This window comes from Agromyces atrinae (assembly GCF_013407835.1).
GTDB lineage: Bacteria > Actinomycetota > Actinomycetes > Actinomycetales > Microbacteriaceae > Agromyces > Agromyces atrinae.
The window spans coordinates 3,210,040-3,230,077 of sequence record NZ_JACCBI010000001.1 but is presented as its reverse complement, the minus strand read 5'-3'; the positions used below and the strand labels follow the sequence as shown (position 1 = coordinate 3,230,077).

Annotated in this window: 16 protein-coding genes; 10 read left to right on the top strand and 6 right to left on the bottom strand. The window is 69.6% G+C overall.

The features are described 5' to 3' along the window. Positions 1 to 46: 46 nt before the first annotated feature. Genes BJ972_RS14860 through BJ972_RS14850 form a run of 3 tightly spaced genes read right to left on the bottom strand, consistent with a single transcriptional unit; the run spans position 47 to position 3,902 of the window. Entirely contained in the window at positions 47 to 949 is a 903-nt protein-coding gene (locus BJ972_RS14860; RefSeq protein ID WP_129177095.1) for a carbohydrate ABC transporter permease, read from the bottom strand. Then, entirely contained in the window at positions 949 to 1,878 is a 930-nt protein-coding gene (locus tag BJ972_RS14855) for a carbohydrate ABC transporter permease (RefSeq protein ID WP_129177092.1), read from the bottom strand. Before BJ972_RS14855 ends, BJ972_RS14860 begins: the two co-directional genes overlap by 1 nt. Further along, the gene (locus BJ972_RS14850) at positions 1,875 to 3,902 is read right to left on the bottom strand and encodes a beta-galactosidase (RefSeq protein WP_129177090.1); all 2,028 of its coding nucleotides are present in this window, start codon (positions 3,900 to 3,902) and stop codon (positions 1,875 to 1,877) included. The genes BJ972_RS14855 and BJ972_RS14850 overlap by 4 nt, the downstream gene beginning before the upstream one ends. A 127-nt stretch (positions 3,903 to 4,029) precedes the next feature. Here BJ972_RS14850 and BJ972_RS14845 point away from each other — a divergent pair, with 127 nt between their 5' ends. From BJ972_RS14845 to BJ972_RS14835, 3 genes are all read left to right on the top strand, one after another. Next, positions 4,030 to 5,049, top strand: a complete 1,020-nt coding sequence (locus BJ972_RS14845) for a LacI family DNA-binding transcriptional regulator (protein ID WP_373366830.1) — start codon at positions 4,030 to 4,032, stop codon at positions 5,047 to 5,049. 415 nt (positions 5,050 to 5,464) lie between these two features. After that, on the top strand, positions 5,465 to 7,882 hold the full coding sequence (locus tag BJ972_RS14840; protein ID WP_129177087.1) for an OmpL47-type beta-barrel domain-containing protein: 2,418 nt from the start codon (positions 5,465 to 5,467) through the stop codon (positions 7,880 to 7,882). Positions 7,883 to 8,077: 195 nt separating this feature from the next. Beyond that, positions 8,078 to 8,671, top strand: coding sequence for an HhH-GPD-type base excision DNA repair protein (locus tag BJ972_RS14835; protein WP_129177085.1), 594 nt, complete (start codon positions 8,078 to 8,080; stop codon positions 8,669 to 8,671). 3 nt (positions 8,672 to 8,674) lie between these two features. On the opposite strand, the gene ku is transcribed toward BJ972_RS14835, so the two are convergent. After that, entirely contained in the window at positions 8,675 to 9,610 is a 936-nt protein-coding gene (gene ku / locus BJ972_RS14830; RefSeq protein ID WP_129177083.1) for a non-homologous end joining protein Ku, read from the bottom strand. 75 nt (positions 9,611 to 9,685) lie between these two features. On the opposite strand from ku, the gene BJ972_RS14825 reads away from it, so the two are divergent. From BJ972_RS14825 to BJ972_RS14815, 3 genes are read left to right on the top strand one after another with little or no spacing between them, the layout of a single operon-like run. Beyond that, positions 9,686 to 12,082 (top strand): ATP-dependent DNA ligase, encoded by a 2,397-nt coding sequence (locus tag BJ972_RS14825; RefSeq protein WP_129177081.1) that lies wholly within the window; start codon positions 9,686 to 9,688, stop codon positions 12,080 to 12,082. Positions 12,083 to 12,109: 27 nt separating this feature from the next. Beyond that, positions 12,110 to 13,036, top strand: coding sequence for a DMT family transporter (locus BJ972_RS14820; protein WP_129177079.1), 927 nt, complete (start codon positions 12,110 to 12,112; stop codon positions 13,034 to 13,036). Next, entirely contained in the window at positions 13,033 to 13,692 is a 660-nt protein-coding gene (locus BJ972_RS14815) for a GntR family transcriptional regulator (RefSeq protein WP_129177077.1), read from the top strand. The genes BJ972_RS14820 and BJ972_RS14815 overlap by 4 nt, the downstream gene beginning before the upstream one ends. 329 nt (positions 13,693 to 14,021) lie before the next feature. Here the strand turns inward: BJ972_RS14815 and BJ972_RS14810 are convergent, their stop codons facing one another. After that, the gene (locus tag BJ972_RS14810; protein ID WP_129177075.1) at positions 14,022 to 14,825 is read right to left on the bottom strand and encodes a DNA/RNA non-specific endonuclease; all 804 of its coding nucleotides are present in this window, start codon (positions 14,823 to 14,825) and stop codon (positions 14,022 to 14,024) included. Between the two features lie 281 nt (positions 14,826 to 15,106). Here BJ972_RS14810 and BJ972_RS14805 point away from each other — a divergent pair, with 281 nt between their 5' ends. The 4 genes from BJ972_RS14805 to BJ972_RS14790 all read left to right on the top strand — a co-directional run bounded on the left by BJ972_RS14805 (position 15,107) and on the right by BJ972_RS14790 (position 19,270). Next, a complete protein-coding gene (locus BJ972_RS14805; RefSeq protein WP_129177073.1) occupies positions 15,107 to 15,310 on the top strand; it encodes a cold-shock protein in 204 nt (67 codons plus the stop codon). 384 nt (positions 15,311 to 15,694) lie between these two features. Then, a complete protein-coding gene (locus BJ972_RS14800; protein WP_129177071.1) occupies positions 15,695 to 17,200 on the top strand; it encodes a sugar transferase in 1,506 nt (501 codons plus the stop codon). Continuing rightward, the gene (locus BJ972_RS14795; RefSeq protein ID WP_129177069.1) at positions 17,200 to 18,456 is read left to right on the top strand and encodes a DUF1972 domain-containing protein; all 1,257 of its coding nucleotides are present in this window, start codon (positions 17,200 to 17,202) and stop codon (positions 18,454 to 18,456) included. Before BJ972_RS14800 ends, BJ972_RS14795 begins: the two co-directional genes overlap by 1 nt. Positions 18,457 to 18,484: 28 nt before the next feature. After that, positions 18,485 to 19,270: a CDP-alcohol phosphatidyltransferase family protein gene (locus tag BJ972_RS14790; protein ID WP_129177067.1), complete on the top strand. Its 786-nt coding sequence runs from the start codon at positions 18,485 to 18,487 to the stop codon at positions 19,268 to 19,270. Positions 19,271 to 19,320: 50 nt separating this feature from the next. Here BJ972_RS14790 and BJ972_RS14785 read toward each other — a convergent pair whose 3' ends face one another. Beyond that, a complete protein-coding gene (locus BJ972_RS14785) occupies positions 19,321 to 19,986 on the bottom strand; it encodes an arsenate reductase/protein-tyrosine-phosphatase family protein (RefSeq protein WP_164989995.1) in 666 nt (221 codons plus the stop codon). Between the last annotated feature and the right edge of the window lie 52 nt (positions 19,987 to 20,038).

Sequence of the window (20,038 nt, the reverse complement as noted above, 5' to 3'; positions counted from 1 at the left end):
TTTTCTTGGTGGGGTGGTGCGAGCCGGCGGCGCCGACCTGCGGGACTTACTTCACAGACCCGGAACCGAGCCCGTTGCGCCAGAAGCGCTGAAGCAAGAGGAACGTGACGATGAGGGGGATGACGGACAGGAGCGATCCGACGAGCACATAGGTGCGGAGCTCGGGGATCTGGTTCAGCTGCGTGTTCCACGCGTAGAGGCCGAACGTGACCGGGAACAGCTCTTCGCTGCGCAGCATGATGAGCGGCAGGAAGAAGTTGTTCCAGATGGCGACGAACTGGAAGAGGAAGACGGTGACGAGGGCGGGCGTCATGAGGCGGATCGACACGGTGAAGAAGGTGCGGAGCTCCCCCGCCCCGTCGATGCGGCTCGCCTCGATGAGTTCGTCGGGCACGCTCGCGGCCGCGAAGATGCGGCTGAGGTACACGCCGAACGGGCTCACGATGCTCGGCAGGAGCACCGCCCAGTAGGTGTTCGTGAGGTTCACCTGGCTGAAGATGAGGAAGAGCGGCAGGGCGAGCGCCGTCGCCGGCACGAGGACACCGCCGAGGATGACGTTGAAGAACAGTTCACGACCCGGGAAGCGGTACTTCGCGAGGGCGTAGCCGCACATGCCGGCGACGATCGTCGCGAGGAGCGCGCCGATGCCCGCGTAGCCGAGGCTGTTGATGAGCCAGCGGAGGTAGACGCCGTCGCCGTAGTTGATGAGGTCGCCGATGTTGTTCCACAGGTTCCAGTCGGCGAACCAGAGTGACGGGGTCGTCAGGAACTGGCCGCGGTCCTTCGTCGCCGAGACGAAGAGCCACCAGATCGGCACGAGGAAGTAGAGCGTGAACACGCCCATGATGAGGAGGGCGGCGCCCCGGGAGATCATGCTCTCCTTGGGCTTCGTGCCGGAAATCTTCAGGTCGTCGGCGGTCGCTCCGCGAGTACGGGTGAGCATGCTCATCAGTCAGCCTTCCGCTGCGTTGCCTTCAAGAACGCGAAGGACAGGATGAATGTCGTGAGCGCGAGCACGACCGAGAAGGCCGCCGCGAGGTTGACGTTCGGGATCGAGTTGGTCGCGTAGACCGTCATGTTGGGGGTGAAGGTGCTCGAGACCGCGGCGCTGAACGAGCGGAACACCTGCGGTTCGGCGAGCAGCTGGAGCGTGCCGATGATGGAGAAGATCGCGGTGAGCACGATCGCGGGGGCGACCATGGGGATCTTGATCGCCCACGCGATGCGGATCTGACCGGCGCCGTCGAGACGCGCGGCCTCGAAGATCTCCTGCGGGATGGCGAGGAGCGCCGAGTAGATGATGAGCATGTTGTAGCCGACAAACACCCAGGTGACGACGTTCGCGATCGACCACAGCACGAGCTGCGGCGAGAGGAAGTCGACCGCGCGCGTGACGTCGGTGAACGGCGAGAGGTTCGGCGACATGAGGAAGCCCCACATGATCGCGGCGATGACGCCGGGCACGGCGTACGGCACGAAGAAAGCGAGGCGGAAGAACCGCTTGCCCTTCAGCACGGGCGAGTCGAGCAGCAGCGCGAAGAGCAGCGCGAGCCCGAGCATCACGGGAACCTGCACGGCGCCGAAGAGGAACATGCGCCCGACCGACTCCCAGAACGGGCCGCTCTCGAAGACGAGGCCGTACTGGGTGAACCAGCCGAACACCTGGCGGGGCTCGCCGTAGGTGCCGTCGCGCTCGACGACCTGCAGCGACTGCCACACGGCGTAGCCGATCGGGATGAGGTAGAAGGCGAGGAAGAGCACGCCGAAGGGTGCGGCGAACAGCGCGATCGCACCCTTGTGGGGCACGTGCGCTCTGCGCTTGGTCGCCTTCCGCGGGCCCGCCGTTCGGGCGGGCGGCGATTCGATGTCGAGGGTCATGAGACCTGTTCCTCTCGGATGATGCGGACGGCTCCGGCGGGGGCCGTGAGCGTTCCTGTGCACGAGGTGCCGGTCACGAGTTCGTCTCCGCGGGCTTCGAGGAGGACGTCGTCGGTTCCGTGATTGATGACGAAGAGGTAGCTCGCGTCGTCGGAACGACGACGAACCACGTCGAGGGTGGGCTCGGCTCCCGCGCTCTCCGGCATGAGACGAGCGGGCGGGCGGATGTCGGCGTCGTCGGCCAGACGGGCGACGATGTCGCGGTAGGCATCCGCGCTCGGCAGCGTCGCGAGGTACCACGCCTCGCCCTCGCCGCGCTCGTTGCGGGTGAGCGCGGGGAAGCCGGCCGACGGTCCGTCGACGAAGCGGTCGACGACCTCGGCCGTCGTCACGCGCGAGCGCTCCGTCCAGAGCGATGCCGACGCTCCGCTGTCGAGCGTGAGGGGTTCGTCGGCCGCGACGGGTGCGAACTCCTCGACGGCGACGCCGAGCGTCTCACGGAATGCGCCCGGGTATCCGCCGGTTCGCACACGGTCATCCTCATCGACGATGCCGCTGTAGAAGGTGACGAGCGCCGTGCCGCCCGAGCGCACCCATGCGTCGATGCTCGCGGCGTCGGCGTCGGAGACGAGGTGGAGGCCGGGGATGACGACGAGGCGGTAGCCCGAGAGGTCGGAGCCGGGGGCGACGACGTCGACGGTGATGCCGAGGGCGTGCACCGCGCCGTAGGCGGCGTGCACCTGGTCGAGGTAGCCGAGCTCGTGGCTCGGGCGCATCTCGGTGTCGGTCGCCCACCACGATTCCCAGCTGAACAGCACGGCGACGTCGGCGTCGACGCGCGTGCCGGCGATCTCGCCGAGGCTCTCGATGACACGTCCGAGTTCGACGACCTCGCGCCAGAGCGTCGAGTCGGTGCCGGCGTGCGGCAGGAGTGCCGAGTGGAACTTCTCGCTGCCCTGCACCGAGGCACGCCACTGGAAGAAGCACACGGCGTCGGCGCCGCGCGCGACGTGGGTGAGGGAGTTGCGGGCGAGCTGGCCCGGTTCCTTGGCACGGTTGATCGGCTGCCAGTTGACGGCGCCCGTCGAGTGCTCCATGAGCAGCCACGGGGCGCCCTCGGCGAGGCCGCGCGTGAGGTCGGCGGCGAAGGAGAGCTCGGTGCGAGGGTCGGCGAGACGGTGATCGAGGTAGTGGTCGTTGGCGATGACGTCCATCGCGCCGGCCCACGACCAGTAGTCGAGGTTCTTGATGTGCGCCGTCACCATGAAGTTCGTCGTGGCGGGGATGTCGCTGCGACGGGCGAGCACCTCGACCTCGGCGCGGTAGTACGCGAGCAGTTCGTCGGAACTGAAGCGCTGGAAGTCGAGGAGCTGGCCCGGGTTCCGCGTCGAGAGCGTCGCCCGCGGCGGGAGGATCTCGGCCCATGCGCCGTAGCGCTGGCTCCAGAATCCCGTGCCCCACGCGTCGTTGAGGGCGTCGATCGTGCCGTAGCGCGCTTCGAGCCAGCGCCGGAACGACGCGGCGCTCTCGTCGCAGTAGCAGAGCGCGTTGTGGCAGCCGAGCTCGTTCGAGACGTGCCAGAGGGCGACGGCGGGGTGCGAGCCGTAGCGCTCGGCGACGGCGTCGACGAGGCGGAGGGCGGCCTCACGGAAGACGGGCGAGCTCGGGCACCAGGCCTGGCGTCCGCCGGGGAAGCGGCGCGTGCCGTCTTCGGCGACGGGAAGCAGTTCGGGGTGCGCGGTCGTGAGCCACGGGGGCGGCGACGACGTTCCCGTGCCGAGGTTCACTCGGATTCCGGCCGTGTGGAGCTGTTCGATGATCGCGTCGAGGGCGGCGAAGTCGTATTCACCGGCGCGCGGTTCGATGTGCGACCAGCCGAAGACGTTGATCGCGACGAGGTCGACCCCGGCCTCCTGCATGAGGCGGATGTCCTCCGGCCACACGGCGGGATCCCACTGCTCGGGGTTGTAGTCGCAGCCGAACGCGATTCCCTCGTGTTCGAAGCGTCGTGCGGGGTGTTCCATCGTCTCCTCGATCTGTGAACGTGCACAGATTGGAGTGCGAACGCTCCGCGCCGAGAGTCTGTGAACGTACACAGAGTAGATATGGCCGGCCCGAAATGTCAACTGCGCGATGAGTACGATGAGATTCGTGGACAGAGTGCTTCGTCGCCGCCGCGCGACAGTGAACGACGTCGCCCTCGAGGCCGGTGTCTCGCGCGGCACCGTGAGCCGGGTGCTGAACGGTGAGCGCTACGTGTCATCCGAGGCCCGCGCGGCGATCGATGCCGCCATCGCCAAGGTCGGCTACGTGCCGAACACCGCGGCGAGGAACCTCGTGACTCAGCGCTCCGGCGCGATCGGCCTCGTCGTGCACGAACCGCACTCGCTCTTCGTCGAAGACCCCAACATCGCGTCGATCCTGCTCGGCGCGAACGCCGCGCTCTCCGAGGCCGACTACCAGATGGCGTGCCTCATCGCCGATACCCGGCGCGACGTCGACCGCCTCGCGCGCTACCTCAGCGGTGGCCTGCTCGACGGCGTCATCATCGTCTCGGCGCGCACGAGCGACCCGATCACCAGCGTCGTCGAGAAGCTCCAGCTGCCCGCCGCCTTCATCGGTCACCCCGTCGATATCTCGACGTCGGCGTACGTCGCGATCGACAACGTCGCCGGGGCTCGCGAGATCACGTCGCGGCTCGTCGCCACCGGCCGGAAGAAGATCGGCATGATCGCCGCGGCCCTCGACCGCGACTCGGGCGCCGACCGTCTCGCGGGCTTCACCGAAGCGCTCGGCGGCGACGTCGATCCGAGCCTCGTCGCCGGCGTGCGCCTGTATTCGTATTCTGACGGTCAGGCCGGCATGCGAGAACTGCTCGAACGTCATCCCGACATCGACGGAGTCTTCGCGTCGAGCGACGCCGTCGCCGCGGGCGCACTCGACGTGCTCACCGCGGCCGGGCGCTCGGTTCCCGGCGACGTCGGCGTCGTCGGCTTCGACGACAGCTCGTGGGCGCTGCGGTGCGACCCGCCGCTCTCGACGGTGCACCAGCCCGCGACCGAGCTCGGCCGAGCGGCCGCCGACGCCGTGCTCCGGCAACTCCAGGGCGAACCCGTCGAGCCCGGCGGCATCTTCCTCGACACCCCGATCGTCTGGCGCGCGTCCGCCTGACCACGGCGCGCCCTCTCCCTCTCCCGCCCCTACTCCCCCGTCTCGGCGTCACGACACGCTGGCCAAACGCGTCTTACCCAGCGTGTCGTGACGCCCAAACGCCCCGCGCGCAAGCGAGAGCGTCGTCCGTCTCGGCGTCACGAAATGGCTGTTCAGGGTGCCCGAACAGCACATTCGTGACGCCGAGACGGGTGGACGGGTGGGGGCGAGAGGGCGGGCGCCAGGGGGTGCGGATGACGCGGGCGGCGGTCGTCGCGATTGACACGTTCCGCGCGGCATCCCTAGTCTGTGTACGTTCACAGATTCTGTGAACGTACACAGAACCGGCGCTCCCCCGCCGGACCCGGTCGCTCCGCGACCACCACCGAAGGCACCGTCGCCGACGAGCCTTGCCACCACAACGAAGTAGGAGCAAGTGGATTCTCTGAACACTCGATGGCGCCGCAGCGCCACCGCACTCGGGGGTGCGGCGCTCATCGCGGCATCCCTCGTCGTCGCCACGCCGGCGACGGCCGACCCCGCATCGCCCTCGACGGTCTCGATCGACCTCGAAGGCACGTGGAAGTTCTCGTACGGCGATGACGCCGCATTCGCCGACCCCGGCTTCGACGACTCGGGCTGGGCCGACACCCAGGTGCCCGGTGACGGCGCCGAGTTCGCGAACTACGACGGCTTCGGCTGGTACCGCCTGACGTTCGACCTGCCCGCCGAGGCAGCCGGAACGAACCTCGTCGCGTCGCTCGGCTCCCTGGATGACGTCGACGAGGCGTTCCTCAACGGCGTCCGCATCGGCGGTTCGGGCTCCATGCCGCCGAACGCGAGCAGCCAGTGGTTCGAGAAGCGCCTCTACCCGGTTCCGGCGAGCGCTCCCGTCTTCGGCGGCGAGAACGTGCTCTCGGTTCGCCTCTACGACATGAACGGCGGCGGCGGCTGGTACGAGGGCCCCGTCGGCATCTTCTCGAAGGATGCCGTGCGCTCAAGCGTCTACGGAATCGAGGGCTCCCCCGCGTCGGCAGAACAGACGGCTGCCGTCACCGCGGTGCTCGAAAAGCAGCGCGCGGCCCTCGCCGCGGGCGACGTCGATGCGTTCGTCGCGACGCTCGGCGAGGACTACTTCCACGACGGCCGTTCGCGCGAGCGCCGTGAGCGCGAGATCCGCTCGTGGATCGAGGAGTCGGGTTCGCTCACGCTCCTCGACGGCGAGGTCGAGGTCATCGTCGCCGCCGACGGCACCCTCATCGTCGACACGAACCGCTCGATCACGGGCACCCGCGACGGCGGCTCGTACGCCTTCCAGCCGGCGGCGCAGCAGTTCCTGCGTTTCTCGCCCACGACCGTCCTCGAGTCGGGCAACGCGTCACGCTTCTTCCGCGAGACCGTCGACTCCGAGCTCGAGGGTTCGGCCCGCGAGTTCGTGACCTACCTGCCGCCGTCGTACCTGACGGAGCCGAACCGCCAGTACCCCGTCGTCTACCTCTTCCACGGCATCAACGGCGGAAGCCGCGAGTGGGAGCCGCGCGACATGGACGACGTGCTCGACGCCCTCTGGGCCGACGGCCTCGCCGAGTCGATCGTCGTCATGCCCGACGGCGAATCGCTCTGGTACGCCGACCAGCCGAACGGCGGCGTGCCGTGGCGCAGCATGTTCCTCACCGAGATGCTGCCGCTCGTCGACGCCGAGTACCGCACCCTCGACTCGCGCGACTTCCGCGCGATCACGGGCATCTCGATGGGCGGCTTCGGCGCCTACTCGATCGGCCTGTCGAACCCCGAGAAGTTCTCCTCGCTCGCGTCGCACATCGGCGCGCTGAGCTTCTCGTCGGCCGGTCTGCCGACGCCGCTCGCCCAGGTCGGAGCCATGTCGACCGAGCAGCTCTCGCAGTACGACTTCTACTACGACGCGTGCGAGTTCGACGAGTACCGCTTCGACAACGCGGTGCGCAGCATGGACACCCTGCTGACCGCGAAGGGCATCGACTACACGTCGATCGTCTACCCCGAGGGCCGTCACAACGACGCCTGCTGGCTGCCGAACATCGGCTCGTCGTTCACCGTGCACTCCGACCACTTCCGCGCCGCGGGACTCGTCGAAGACGCGGTCGCACCGGCGATCAGCATCGACCTCGGCGTGGCCCCGAACGAGCGCGGCTGGTTCGCGGCGCCCGTCACGGTCACCCTGTCGGTGACGGATGCCCGCGACGAGGCGCCTCTCGTCGAGTACCGCTTCGGCGAGGGCGAGTGGGCCACGTACACCGAGCCGATCGTCGTCGCTGACGACGGACGGCACGTGCTCGAGATCCGGGCGACGGATACCGCGGGCAACGTCGGCACGCTGACGCAGACGATCGACCTCGATGCGACGCTGCCCACTGCGGCCGCCGACCTCGACGAGGAGTCGCGCACGCTCACGCTCTCCGGATCGGACGCGCTCTCCGGCATCCACGCGATCGAGTACACGACGGCGCCGGCGCCGACCGCCCGCGCGGTCGACCCGGGTGCGGCCGACGGCTTCGTGGCCTACACCGAGCCCGTCGTGTTCGACGCGGATGCCGCCGAGGTGCGTTACCGCGCGATCGATGCAGCGGGCAACGTGAGCGCCGAGGGCACGGTGTTGATCCCGGCAGCCGTGACGACGCCGACGCCGACCCCCGGCGAGCCCACTCCGGGAACGCCGACGCCGGGCACCCCCGGTGGCACACCCGCGGGTGAGACACCGGGCGGGTCGCTCGTGTCGACCGGCTTCGACCCGATGCCGTTCCTCGGAGCGACGCTCCTGCTCGCCCTCCTGGGCGGTGCGTTCATCGCCCTGCGCCGTCGCCGCGCAACGCGCTAACAGCGACACACGAGAGGGGGAGCGCCCACCCGGGCGCTCCCCCTCCTCGCGTCATCCCCCACCCCTTCGCCCCGCCCCACCCCCGGGTTTCGACGTCACGAATGTGCTGTTCCGGCTGCGCGAACAGCACATTCGTGACGCCGAGACGAGTGAGGAGGGGGTGCGGTCGACGGGGCACAGTGCCACCATGGACGCATGAACCCGACGCTGCACATCACCGGCGACGACGCCGCTGACGCCCTCCTCTCGAGCAACCCACTCGCTCTCCTCATCGGAATGCTCCTCGATCAACAGGTTCCGATGGAGACCGCCTTCGCCGGCCCCGCGAAGATCTCCGACCGACTCGGCTCGTTCTCGGCCGAGGCGATCGCCTCCACCGACCCCACCGAGTTCACGGCGATCTTCAAGGAGTCGCCCGCCGTGCACCGCTTCCCCGGCTCGATGGCCGAACGGGTGCAGGCGCTCTGCCAGGCACTCGTCGACGACTGGGGAGGCGACGCCGCGGCCATCTGGACCTCGGGCGACCCCGACGGCGCCGAGATCCTCGCGCGGCTCAAGGCGCTGCCCGGTTTCGGCGATCAGAAGGCGACGATCTTCCTCGCACTCCTCGGCAAGCAGTACGGACTCACCGCCGACGGATGGCGCGAAGCAGCGGGCCGCTACGGCGAGGAGGGCAGCCTCCGATCGGTCGCCGACATCGTCGACACCGACTCGCTCGCGAAGGTGCGTGAGGCCAAGAAGGCCGCGAAGGCCGCGGCTAAGGCGGCCAAGGCCGCGAAGTCGGGCTAGCGCTCAGGCCTTCTTCTTCGCCCTCGGCTTCGATGCGGCCGAGGCCTTCGTCGATGCCGTCGCCTTCGTCGAGCCCGAGGCCTTCGTAGACTTTCCAGCGCTCGACCGGCTCTTCCGAGAACCAGCCGAGGATGTCTTCGACGAGCCCTTCTCGGCGCGCGAGCGTTCGACGCTCGCCCGCAGTGCCTCCATGAGGTCGATGACCTCGCCGCCCTCGTCATCCTCGTCGGACTCGCCGAAGGTCTCGGCGGTGTCGAGTGCCTCGCCCTTCTCGAGCTTCGCGTCGATCAGGGTGCGCAGCTCCTCCTGGTACTCGTCGACGAACTCCGACGGGTCGAAGTCGCTCGAGAAGCTCTCGACGAGGCTCGCCGAGAGCTCGAGCTCCTTCGCCGAGATGCGCACCGTCTCGTCGAGGGCGGGGAAGGCCGCGTCGCGCACCTCGTCGGCCCACAGCAGGGTCTGCAGCATGAGCACGTCGTCGCGCACGCGGAGCGCCGCGAGCCGCGTCTTCTGCCGCAGGGCGAAGCGCACGATCGCGGTGCGGTCGGTCGCCTCGAGCGTGCGACGGAGCAGCGTGTACGCCTTCGGCGACGACGAGTCGGGTTCGAGGAAGTACGCACGATCGAAGAGCAGCGGGTCGATCTGCTCGTTCGGCACGAACTCTACGACCTCGATCTCGCGACTGCGCTCGGCGGGCAGCGACGCGATGTCCTTCGCCGTGAGCACGACCGTGCGCTCGCCGTCGTCGAACGCCTTGTCGATGTGTTTGTACTCGACGACCTCGTTGCACACCTCGCACCGCCGCTGATAGCGGATGCGACCGCCGTCGGCATCGTGCACCTGGTGCAGTTCGACGTCGTGGTCCTCCGTGGCCGAGTACACCTTGACCGGCACGTTCACGAGTCCGAACGTGAGCGCACCCTTCCAGATCGCTCTCATCTCCCCAGTAGACACCTCGCGGATGCCGGGCGCCACCCCCTGGCACACACCCGCCGATCGGGCCAGCATGGAGGGATGGCCGAGCAGACCGTACGTGTGGGCGGCCGTCGACTGCGCCTCTCGAACCTCGACAAGGTCATGTATCCCGAATCGGGCATGACGAAGGGCGAGGTCATCGACTACTACCGCCGCATCGCGCCCGTGATGATCCCGCACATCACGGGTCGCCCGGGGACGCGCAAGCGCTGGGTGCACGGCGTCGGCACGACCGATGAGCCGGGCGCGGTCTTCTTCGCGAAGGACCTCGGCCCGGGTGCGCCCGAGTGGGTGCACCGCGCGACGATCGCGCACGCCGACCACGACAACGTCTACCCGCTCATCGACGACCTCGCGACGCTCGTCTGGATCGCGCAGTCGGCGGCGCTCGAGATCCACGTGCCGCAGTGGCGTTTCGGCGCGGGCGACACCCACGAGCCGCCCGACCGGCTCGTGCTCGACCTCGACCCGGGTGAGGGCACCGGCCTCGCCGAGTGCGCCGAGGTGGCACGCCGAGCCCGCGTCATCCTCTCGGGAATGGGGCTCGATCCCGTTCCCGTGACGAGCGGCAGCAAGGGCATCCATCTCTATGCGCCGCTCGACGGGTCGGTCGACTCCGAGCAGGCATCGGCCCTCGCCCACGAGCTCGCCCGATCGCTCGAGGCCGACGACCCCGACCTCGTCGTGAGCCGCATGAAGCGCGACCTCCGCGGCGGCAAGGTCTTCGTCGACTGGAGCCAGAACAGTGCGTCGAAGACGACCGTCGCGCCGTACTCGTTGCGCGGGCGACCCCTGCCGGCCGTCGCGGCGCCGCGCACGTGGGAGGAGATCGACGACCCCGACCTCCGCCAGCTGACCCCCGACGAGGTCGTCCAGCGCGTCGAGGCCGACGGCGATCCGATGGCGCGCCTCGGCTTCCACGCGGGTGCGCGAGCGGATGACGGCGGCGGGCCGCTCGCGTCCTATCGGGCGAAACGCGTCGCCGCGAAGACGCCCGAACCGGTGCCCGAGAGTTCGGTGCCCGCGCTCGCGGCCTCCGCCGACGACCCGCGTTTCGTCGTGCAGGAGCACCACGCGCGCGCCCTGCACTTCGACTTCCGTCTCGAGCACCACGGCGTCTTCGTGAGCTGGGCGGTGCCGAAGGGCATCCCGATCGAGTCGAGCGAGAACCACCTCGCCGTGCAGACCGAGGACCACCCGCTCGAGTACGGCTCGTTCGAGGGCACGATCCCCGCGGGCGAGTACGGTGCGGGCGACGTGACGATCTGGGACGAGGGGCGTTACGAGCTCGAGAAGTGGCGCGCGGACGAGATCATCGTGCGCCTCTCGGGTCGACCGGGTGGGCCGATCGGTCGGGCTCGCTACGCGCTCATCCGTACCGACGGCGAGGGCGAGAAGAGCTCGTGGCTGCTGCATCGCATGAAGGAGGGGCGCGCGCCCGCGAGCCGTGCGACGCGAACCGCGACGAGCCGCGCGCGCCCGACCGCCCAGGCGCCGATGCTCGCCTCGCCCGCGACGCGCGCCGAGATCGGCGATCGCGAGGTCTCGGTCGAGATGAAGTGGGACGGCATCCGCGCGATCTGCACGATCGATGACGGCACGGTGCGCCTCACGACGCGCAGCCGCTCGGATGTGTCGAAGCGATACCCCGAGCTCCTCGATCTGGCGGGAGCCGTCGACGCGAAGCACGCGGTGCTCGACGGCGAGATCGTCGCTCTCGATGCGCGCGGCCGCCCCGATTTCGGTCTGCTGCAGAAGCGCATGAACCTGTCGAAGGAGCGGGAGATCACCCGCGAGGCCGAGCGCACGCCGGTACGTCTCTACCTCTTCGACGTGCTCGAGATCGACGACGAGTCGCTCCTCGAGGCGCCCCTGACCGAGCGACGCGCGCGCCTCGAAGCCCTCGTCACCGAGTCGACGACCGTGCTCGTCCCCCCGACGTTCGGCGACGACATCGACGCCGCCGTGTCGGCGAGCCTCGCGCACGGGCTCGAGGGCGTCATGGTCAAGGACCCCGCCTCGACGTACGAACCCGGCGTGCGATCGACGAGCTGGCAGAAGCTCAAGAACTCGCGCATGCAGGATGTCGTCATCGGCGGCTACCGGCCGGGCCAGGGCGCGCGGCGCGGGCGGATCGGATCGCTCCTCCTCGGCATCCCCGACGACGAGGGTCTCGTGTACGTCGGCCGTGTCGGCACCGGCTTCACCGATCGCGAGCTCGACCGTCTCGGCACCCGGCTCCGGCCCCTCGAGCGGAAGACGAGCCCGTTCGTCGCCGTTCCCGCACGCGAGTCGTCGGATGCGGTGTGGGTGACGCCGAAGCTCGTCGGCGAGATCGAGTTCGCCGAGTGGACGGCATCGGGCAGCGTGCGTCAGGCGTCGTGGCGGGGCCTCCGACCCGAGACGACGGCCGCCGAGGTCCGACGCGAGTCGTAGCGCGGGGTAATTGTGTAACAATGTGCCATGCGTTCGATCGTGGCCGTCCTCCTCGCCGCCGTCTGCTTCGGCACGACGGGCACGGCGGCCGCCCTGCTCGCGACCGGGTCGACGGATGACGCGAGCGCTCTCTCCCTCGGCGCGGCGCGCATCGTCATCGGCGGCGGCGCACTCGCCCTCATCGCGTTCGTCGTCGCGCGACGTCGAGGCGCACGCACGGCGAGCGCGGCCACCGGAGCGCTCCGCCGCCTCCCGTCGTGGCTCATCATGGGCATCGGTGCCGCGGGCATCGTCGCCTACCAGCCGGCGTTCTTCGCGGGAACGGCGGCGAACGGCGTCGCCGTCGGCACGGTCGTCGCTCTCGGGTCGGCACCCGTCATCACGGGAGCGCTTGACTGGGTCGTGCACCGCCGATTCCCGGGCGGCGTGTGGCTCGTCGCTACGCTCATCGCGACGATCGGCGTTGCCGTGCTCGGCTTCGCCGACGGAACCGCGCCGGGCGGAGCCGACCCGCTCGGACTCCTCGCCTCGCTCGGGGCCGGCGCCTCGTACGCCGTCTACACGCTCGCGAGCAAAGAGCTCCTCGACCGCGGTGCGAGCCCGACGGGCGCGATGGGTGCGCTCTTCGGAACGGCCGCCGTCGCGAGCTTGCCGCTGCTGCTCTCGACCGATCTCAGCTGGCTCGCGCACCCCGCGGGTATCGCAACGGCGCTCTGGCTCGGACTCGTCACGACGACACTCGCCTACGTGCTCTTCGCGCGCGGCCTCGCGGGGCTCCGCGCCTCGACCGTGGCGACGCTCACCCTCGCCGAACCGCTCACGGCGAGCATCCTCAGCCTCGCCGTACTGCACGAACCGCTCTCGGCGGGCGCGACGCTCGGACTCGTGATCCTCGCCGGCGGCATCGTCGTCCTCACCGTCGGTTCGCGCCCGCGTCGCCCGGTGAACGTGTGAGCCCGCGGCGGCGGCCCGCGCCCGGCCCGACCCTCGCGACATCGATCGCCGATGACCTGCGTACGCGCATCCTCTCGGGCGATCTCGAGCCGGGAATCGCCCTCCGCGAGGAGCAGATCGCCGCATCGACGGGAGCGTCGCGGCACACCGTGCGTGCCGCCCTCGCGACGCTGAACGCCGAGAACCTCGTCGAGTCGGTGCCGTATCGCGGGTCGCGTGTCGCCCGACTCGACGATGACGCCGCGCGCGCCCTCGCCGAATTCCGCGGGGCGCTCGAGGCCGAGGCGGTGCGGTTGCTCGGGTCACGCGACGAGTCATCGTGGACGGATGCGCTCGAACCGGCGCGTGCCGCCGTCGAGCGGGTGCGTTCGGCGACGACGTGGGCCGAAGCAGAGGCCGCGCACGCCGACGTGCACCTGGCCCTCGTCGCCGCGGCCGGCAGCCCGCGCATCACCGCGGCGTACGCGGGGCTCGGCGCCGAGATGCGGCTGCTGCTCCTCCACATCCGCCCGCACTACGACGCCGAGTCGCTCGCCGACGAGCACGCGGCCTACCTCGACGACGTCGTGACTCGCGGCACCGACGCCGTGCATGCGCACCTCGCGCGCTCGACCGCCCTCGTCACCCGCCCCCGAGAGGTCAATCCACCCCGGTGACCGGGCCCGGCAACCCCAGCGATTGACCTCTCGAGCATGTTGCGCGGCCACTTCGCCGAGAGGTCGATTCGACGGGGTGTGTGACGCCCGACACCCCGAGCGATTGACCACTCGGGCGGGCTGGGCGGGTTGCGACGGCACCCCACCCCGAAAGGTCAATTCGACGGGGTGTGTGACGCCCTGCATCCCGAGCGATTGACCTCTCGAGCATGTTGCGAGGGCACTCCACCCCGAAAGGTCGATTCGACGGGGTGCGTGACGCCCGGCACCCCGACGGATCGACCTCTCGGCGGGTTACGCGGGGGGCGCGGCCGGCGGGAGCGCGCGCGTCAGAGCACGATGTCGGCGAGGGATGCCAGCGGTCGCGTACTCCGCACACCGACCGCCGCGGGAAGACGGTCGGCGGCCGCGAGCGAGCCGAGGTCGACGCCCGCGAGCGACTCGATGCGGGTCACCGCGACCTGGAACGTACGGAACGGCCCGAGCGGCGGCGGCCCGGCGGTCACGGGGCGCTCGAGCTCACCGCGATCGAGCACGGGCGACTGGTCGAGGAGGAAGGCGACCGCGGCGAGCTCGCCGTCATCCACCCAGGCCGCGACCTTCCAGAACAGCAGGGGAACCCGGATGCCGCGATACCGGGGGTCGTCGTCGCCGAAGACGGGAGCCGTGAAGACGCTCAGCCGGGAGTCGTTCGTCTCGGCGTACGCGAGCACGTGGTCTTCGAGCCCAAGCCAGAGTTCCTTCGACTGGTTGAAACCGCTCGCCTGCGGCGCCGCGTTCGGGTAGACGAACGTGTCGGCGTTCGCCGCCGCCGCGTCATCGCCCCACACGGGGTCGCGGCGACGCACGAGGTGCCCGCGATCGAGGTCGTTCCGCGCGTAGACCGCCGGCCCGGCCTGCCATTCCGCGCGCGCCCGTTCGTCGAGCCGCCAGTCGTCGGAGCGCCCGAGATCGATGAGCTGCGCGCCGTCGATGTTCACTCCGGTCACCCGTGCGAGGCGGCGGTCGTGGTCGAGCAGCACCGAGAAGTGCACATAGTCGAGGAGTGTCTCGCCGGCCGCCGGCGCCCCTCCCGCGTCATCCGTCGTCGGAAACGGAAGATCGACACCGAGGAAGTCGCGGTCGTAGCCCATGCGACCAGCCGACCACACCCTGACGACTCCGACAAGGGTGGTTTCGCGCGCATCGACACACCGATCGGCCCGAACGGGGGGTCACACTGTTACGTGAACGAAACAACGGGTACTCCCGCTGGCCGGAAGCTGTGCGGTAGTGTGAGCCAACGTTGTCGTGTTTCACAATGCAGTTCAGCGTGTTCTCCCCCGGGCGGACACGCTTTCTTCAGGAGTGGTCCACCGCGACGGCGGCCTCGGAGGGCGAGGCTGATAATCCTGAGAAATGAGATGTAAGACACATGGCAACAGGCACTGTGAAGTGGTTCAACGCGGAGAAGGGCTTCGGCTTCATTACCCCCGATGACGGAAGCGCCGACGTGTTCGCGCACTTCTCGGCTATCCAGTCGAGCGGCTACCGCTCGCTGGAAGAGAACCAGAAGGTTGAATTCGAGACCGCCCGCGGTCCGAAGGGCCTCCAGGCGGAGAACATCCGCCCCCTCTGACCCACGATACGAACGGCGTCCGACTCACTGAGTCGGGCGCCGTTCGGCGTTTAAGCCCGGCGCTGCGGCGATCCGGGCAGTACCGTCGCCACGCGATACCCGCACCACCCCGCCCTGCCCCCCTCTCGGGGGCCGCGAGTGTCTTCTCGCGTGCACTAGTGTCTGCACATGTAGTTCTTAAGATCCTCTGACACCGGTCGTTCACCCTAGCGACCGGAGGGGTTCTTCAGAACTACAGACTTACCCACCATTACCTGTACACCCGAAATGCAGGACATTACCCGTGACGCGTACCCGTACGCTCCGGCCACCCACCCGGAGCTTTTCCCTTACCCTTCTGCGTGAGCCTGCCCGCTCGCCGCGCCGGGGCCACGAGGTTCTCTCGTGAGCACCCACGCGTGGAGCCCGGCCCCGCAGCTCCCCGATCTGCGTATCGTCTCGCCGCTCGGCGCTGACGCGACGGCCCCCATCGCCGTCGTCTCGCCGAAGACCGGCGTCCGCTGGGCGCGCCGCTACCGCACCCAGGTGCGCGCGACCGACATCGGCGTCATCCTCTTCGCGATCGCCGCAGCGTTCGTCGTGACCGACGGAGGCGTGCTGAGCGTCTCCGGCGTCGCGACCGCACTGCTCTTCGGCGCGGCCTGGGCGATCGCCCTCGACCTGCAGCGCACCCGCGACCCCCGCATCGTCGGTATCGGAGCGGCCGAGTACAAGAGCGTCGTGAACGCGAGCGCGCTCGCCTTCGGCGCCGTCGCGGTCATCGTCGCCATCGCGCAGGTGCCCGACACGCGCTTCTACTTTATGTTCGCGCTGCCCGCCGGCATCGTCGTCCTGCTCGTCGAGCGGTGGCTCTGGCGTCACTGGCTGCACCGCCAGCGGGCGAACGGGCACTACGTGTCGCGGTCGATCGTCGTCGGCAACCGGTGCGACGTCGAGTACGTCGTCGGCCAGCTCGACAAGCACTCGGGGGCGGGATACGCGGTCGTCGGAGCAGCGCTCATCGACGACGAGCGTCACGCCGTCGTCGCCGGCCGCCTCGCGGTGCCCGTCGTCTCGGGCATCGACGGTGTCGCCGACGCCGCGCGGCAGATCGGTGCGGACGCCGTGATCGTCGCCGGCCAGCCCGCCGAGGGCGGCGACTTCATCCGTCACCTCGGCTGGGAGCTCGAGCGCACCGACGCCGAGCTCGTGCTCTCGAGCCGCCTCGCCGACATCGCCGGCCCGCGCATCCACCTCCGCCCCGTCGAGGGGATGCCGCTCATCCACGTCGAGATCCCGCACTTCTCGGGCGGCAAGCACGTCTTCAAGCGGCTCGTCGACGTCGTGCTGTCGTCGGTCGCGCTCGTCGTGCTCCTGCCGGTCCTGCTCGGCATCGCGGCGCTCGTGCGACTCGACTCCCCCGGCCCCGTGCTCTTCAAGCAGCGTCGGGTCGGTCGCCAGGGCGAGACGTTCGAGATGCTCAAGTTCCGCTCGATGGTGCCGACCGCCGAGCGCGACCTCGACGGACTCCTCGACCGCAGCGACGGCAACGGCGTGCTGTTCAAGATGCGGAACGACCCGCGCGTGACGCGCATCGGCCGCGTCCTCCGGCGCTACTCGCTCGACGAGCTCCCGCAGATCTGGAACATCCTCGTCGGCCACATGAGCGTCGTCGGCCCGCGCCCGCCGCTGCCGACCGAGGTCGAGGCGTACACCGGGCACGTCGAGCGGCGTCTGTTCATCAAGCCGGGCCTCACGGGCATGTGGCAGATCAACGGCCGCTCGGAACTGAGCTGGGACGAGAGCGTCCGGCTCGACCTCTACTACGTGGAGAACTGGTCGCTCACGGGCGACCTCATGATCATCTGGCGGACCTTCAAGACCGTCATTCGTCCGACGGGAGCGTACTGATGCACATTGCGATGATCGGAACCCGGGGTGTCCCCGCGGCATACGGCGGATTCGAGACCGCGGTCGAGGAGATCGGATGGCGGCTCGTCGAGCGCGGCCACCGCGTGACCGTCTACTGCCGCAATGCGGCGGATGACAGCATGACCGAGTACCGCGGAATGGACCTCGTCCACCTCCCCGCCGTCAAGGTGAAGGTCGGCGAGACGCTCAGCCACTCAGCGCTCTCGGTGGTGCACGCGGTGACGCATCGCCGCCCCGATGCGGCGTTCGTGTTCAACGCGGCGAACGCCCCCTTCGTGCCGGCGCTCCGAGCACGCGGCATCCCCACCGCCGTCCATATGGACGGGCTGGAGTGGAAGCGCGACAAGTGGGGCGGCCGGGGTCGCGCCTACTACCGCTGGGCCGAGCAGTTCGCGGTGCGCACGGCCGACGCGCTCATCGCGGATGCCGAGGGCATCGCCGACTACTACCGCGACGAGTTCGAGGTCGCGACGAGACTCATCAGCTACGGAGCGCCGATCCTCCGCGATGCGCCGACGGATCGCCTCGCCGAGCTCGGCCTCGAGTCGCGTCGGTTCCACCTCGTCGTCGCTCGCTTCGAACCCGAGAACCACGTGGATGTCATCGTCGAGGGTTTCGCCTCCTCGAGCGCCGAGTACCCCCTCGTCGTCGTCGGCTCGGCGCCGTACGCGGCGGAGTACACCGAGCGCATCGAAGCCGCTGCCGCGGGCGACAGCCGCATCCGTCTGCTCGGGGGCGTCTTCGACCAGGAACTGCTCGACCAGCTGTATGCGAACGCCGCGACCTACCTGCACGGTCACTCGGTCGGCGGCACGAACCCGTCGCTCCTCCGCGCCATGGGCGCCGGAACCGCTGTCGTCGCGTGGGATGTCGTGTTCAACCGCGGCGTCTCGGGCGACGATGCCCAGTACTTCGGCAGCACCGCCGATCTCGCTCGTGAGGTCGTCGCGGCGGAGCACGACCCGCTGCTGACCGCGCGTCGGGGCACCGCCCTGCAGCTGCGGGCCGAGCAGCACTACGACTGGGACATCGTCACCGCCGACTACGAGCGGCTCGCCGTCGACATCGCCGCGGGCTACAGCACCGCGACGCATCACCGCGTCCGTCGCACCGGCCGCTACGGCGTCGCCGTGCCCGCACTCGGCGGCGCACCGCTGCCCGTGCCGGTCTCGGCGCCCGCTCCGGCACCCACGCCGGTACAGGTACCGGTCTTCGCGTCGATCGTTCGTCCGTAACACGCATCACCCCGGGGAGAAGAGAACCATGACGACATCGTCGATAGCGATCGACCAGCAGCACCGCGAACGCGAACGGTACCGCGATGTCGTCGCGCGTCTCGCGTCGGCCCAGAAGAAGGCGGCGCCCGGCTCGCCGGCCTACTCGGTCTACGTGAATCGTCGGGCGGGTCGCTATATAGCCGCAGCGGCATACCTCGCCGGCCTCCGCCCGAACGGGGTGACGGCGATCAGCGCGCTCTTCACGTTCAGTGGGATCGCCGTGCTCGCGTTCGTGCCGTCGGGGGTCGCCACGGGCATCGCCGTGTGGCTGCTCCTCGCGATCGGTTACGCGTTCGATTCCGCCGACGGCCAGGTCGCGCGACTTCTCGGCGGCGGTTCAGCCGCCGGCGAGTGGCTCGATCACGTCGTCGACTGCCTGAAGATCGTCAGCCTCCACCTCGCGGTGCTGTTCTGGGCGGTGCGCACCCTCGGCGTCGACTCGCCGTGGCTGCTCGTGCCGCTCGGCTTCACGATCGTGAACACGGTGAGCTTCTTCGCGATGATCCTCAACGATCAGCTGAAGACGACCCACGCGCTCCGCCACGGCGCGTCACCCACACCCGTGCGCTCCGCCTCGACGCTGCGTTCGCTCATCGTGCTGCCGACCGACTTCGGCGTGCTCTGCCTGTCGTTCGTGCTGCTCGGATTCACCTCGGCCTTCACGCTCGTCTACGCGCTGCTCTTCGTCGCGAGCCTCGGCCACCTCCTCCTCGCGTCCGCGAGCTGGTTCCGCGCAATGAAGCGCCTCGACACACCCCTGCCCACTCAGTGAGGGCCGGAGGCGACGCGCCGGTCGCGGCCGGCCGCCGTTCCGCGTGCGGATCACCGGGTGAGCGCGAAGTCCGCGAAGCGAGCGACGGCACCGCGTGCCGTCTCGATCATGGGCTGGTGTCCGTCGACGCCCAGCATGTGCACGTCATCGAGGTCGAAGGTCGCCGGCGGCTCAGTCTCGCGCGAGAAGAGCCGCGCCCATCGCCCGCGCGGCGGCTGCGGGGCCGCGACGGGAGTCGCGAGGCCGCGCTGGGCGGCCAGCCCTTCGGCGAGGCTCCGGAGCGCAGCCCCCGTCGCGCCGGGAGCGAGCGCGTGATCGCCGTCGCGATCGGCCATGACCTCGGCGAGCGCCGCGGCCTCGAGCAGGGTGAACGTGCGATCGCGCGACGCCGGGGAGATCCGGGCGGCAGCCGCCCGTTCGGCGCCCGACGCGACGATCACGAGGTCGGCTCGGTCGAGCATCTCGACATCGAGCTGCCGGGCGCGGTGCGCGTCGCCGCCGTCCGACGCGGCGAGGGCGTCGTCGTCTTCGATCGCCCGTGCGCAGACCACACACAGTTCGGCTCCGACGATCGCGTGCGTGCCGGCGCTCTCGACACGGATGCCTCCGGCGACGCCCGCGCCGGCGAGCTCGCGTCGCAGAAGATGTTCGATGAGTGGCGAACGGCAGATGTTCGCATGACAGACCACGAGGAGAGTGCCGAGTTCTTCCACCACGCGGTCGATCCCTACAGTCGTAGACTCACTTCAATGGCTCTGAGCCTACCGT

Bases quoted from the DNA above. Each gene is read 5' to 3' on its own strand.
- BJ972_RS14795 (WP_129177069.1), top strand. From the start codon at position 17,200: ATGCACATTGCGATGATCGGAACCCGGGGTGTCCCCGCGGCATACGGC.
- BJ972_RS14850 (WP_129177090.1), bottom strand. From the start codon at position 3,902: ATGGAACACCCCGCACGACGCTTCGAACACGAGGGAATCGCGTTCGGC.
- BJ972_RS14855 (WP_129177092.1), bottom strand. From the start codon at position 1,878: ATGACCCTCGACATCGAATCGCCGCCCGCCCGAACGGCGGGCCCGCGG.
- BJ972_RS14820 (WP_129177079.1), top strand. From the start codon at position 12,110: ATGCGTTCGATCGTGGCCGTCCTCCTCGCCGCCGTCTGCTTCGGCACG.
- BJ972_RS14825 (WP_129177081.1), top strand. From the start codon at position 9,686: ATGGCCGAGCAGACCGTACGTGTGGGCGGCCGTCGACTGCGCCTCTCG.
- BJ972_RS14810 (WP_129177075.1), bottom strand. From the start codon at position 14,825: ATGGGCTACGACCGCGACTTCCTCGGTGTCGATCTTCCGTTTCCGACG.
- BJ972_RS14790 (WP_129177067.1), top strand. From the start codon at position 18,485: ATGACGACATCGTCGATAGCGATCGACCAGCAGCACCGCGAACGCGAA.
- BJ972_RS14860 (WP_129177095.1), bottom strand. From the start codon at position 949: ATGAGCATGCTCACCCGTACTCGCGGAGCGACCGCCGACGACCTGAAG.
- BJ972_RS14805 (WP_129177073.1), top strand. From the start codon at position 15,107: ATGGCAACAGGCACTGTGAAGTGGTTCAACGCGGAGAAGGGCTTCGGC.
- BJ972_RS14835 (WP_129177085.1), top strand. From the start codon at position 8,078: ATGAACCCGACGCTGCACATCACCGGCGACGACGCCGCTGACGCCCTC.
- ku (WP_129177083.1), bottom strand. From the start codon at position 9,610: ATGAGAGCGATCTGGAAGGGTGCGCTCACGTTCGGACTCGTGAACGTG.